The organism is Roseateles sp. P5_B10, assembly GCF_056400485.1.
On sequence record NZ_JBFULE010001144.1, the window covers coordinates 1 to 1,309 of the forward strand.

A 1,309-nucleotide genomic window follows, 5' to 3' on the forward strand; every position below is an offset into this window, starting at 1 on the left:
CCCACGGCTGACGAAGCACGCGCTCTGTTCGAACCCGCTGATCGCCTGCCCCTGTTCGATGCGGTCTACCACGACGCGTTGGTGACCGTGGATCGTTGGGAGCTCAGCCTGACCAAGGTGGTGGGCCAGGAAGCGCGCCGCTACGCTCGTTCGTTGCTGTATGGCGTGCCGACTCTGTGGAACCTTGACCGGCGCGACCTCGCCAGTGCCGCCGCCTGGCTGAAGGCGGCGCATGACGACTTCCAGGCCGTGCACGGCGTGTCGGCACCCGTGGCGCTCACGGCCTTCGCGTGGCTCACGGACGACCACAGCGTGCAGCAGGTCAGCTACGCAGACGGCAGGGCCGTGACAGCCAACTTCGGCAGCCGGGCCTGGCAGGGCCTGCAGCCGAACTGCGTCAGACTCAGCGGGCGCTCGGTGCTGCCCAGGACTTTCTGCCCGCCCGCGACGGCACTGAACCCTGGCTGAGACACCTTCCCGGGCGCAGACGCAGGCTCCGGTGCCGTAGGCCCACGAATCCCTAGCGAAATCAACAGCCTAGGCGCCTTTCTCGCATCTGAGGTGTTGGCTTTCGAGTCGACCGCCATCCCCCTTTGGAGGGATACGACGGGGGATGCCCGCCCGCCCACCCCCCCTCGGCACCCCCAAAGGGCGATACCCCCGCGGCCGGCCGGCTCCGAGACTGGCTCCATCGAAAACAGGAGCCAACATGCAATCTCAATCCACCCCACTTGCCCCGGATGACGCGCTCTGGGCCAGCGCCTCGCTGCTGCGCATCACCATCAGCCAGTTGCGCGCATGGGAAGCCGAATACGCGCCGCACCTCGCCGCGCAGCCGACGACCGATGAAGAGGCCTGGGAAGGCACCGAACTGGACCCGCGGAGGACGGTGCTTTGATGGTCAACAAACCTGTCGGCTTCGCCGCGCTGCTCGAGAAGATGCCGCGGCGTTTCGCGGCCCGGGCCAAGCGGGTCGAAGAGCGAGCCAGGCTCAGGCGTGAGGCTCAGGCCAAGCGCTTCGAGATGGAATTTCTGTGCGCCATCGAGGTGAAGGAAGGCGGCTGGAACGAGTGGCAAGACACCGTCGCCGAGTTCGCCGCCAGAGCAGGAGACGATCATGGGATTGCTTGATGCGAACCGCCATCTTGGCGCCGAGGCCGGCGTCAGCCATTGGGCCTTCGACAGCGCCGCCGGCAGGATCAGCGCCCGCGATGGCGACGGGAACCTGGTGATGGCCATCGCCACCGGCCCGCTCTTCGGCGCCCGATTGGCTGCCGCCTTCAATTCGCCCACGCCCGTCACGATGCCC

Annotated in this window: 4 protein-coding genes; all 4 read left to right on the forward strand. The window is 67.5% G+C overall.

The window, feature by feature from the left end:
• Positions 1-468, forward strand: a 468-nt coding sequence (locus tag AC1DU6_RS31570) for a glycoside hydrolase (RefSeq protein WP_477862120.1), incomplete at its 5' end; no start/stop codon positions are given.
• Positions 469-709: 241 nt separating this feature from the next.
• The gene (locus AC1DU6_RS31575; protein WP_457325013.1) at positions 710-898 is read left to right on the forward strand and encodes a hypothetical protein; all 189 of its coding nucleotides are present in this window, start codon (positions 710-712) and stop codon (positions 896-898) included.
• Positions 895-1,131, forward strand: coding sequence for a hypothetical protein (locus AC1DU6_RS31580; RefSeq protein WP_457325011.1), 237 nt, complete (start codon positions 895-897; stop codon positions 1,129-1,131). Before AC1DU6_RS31575 ends, AC1DU6_RS31580 begins: the two co-directional genes overlap by 4 nt.
• Positions 1,118-1,309, forward strand: a 192-nt coding sequence (locus AC1DU6_RS31585; RefSeq protein WP_477862123.1) for a hypothetical protein, incomplete at its 3' end; no start/stop codon positions are given. The genes AC1DU6_RS31580 and AC1DU6_RS31585, both read left to right, overlap by 14 nt.

What these genes read in the sequence shown, in the direction of transcription:
- AC1DU6_RS31575 (WP_457325013.1), top strand. Translation starts at nt 710, where the DNA reads ATGCAATCTCAATCCACCCCACTTGCCCCGGATGACGCGCTCTGGGCC.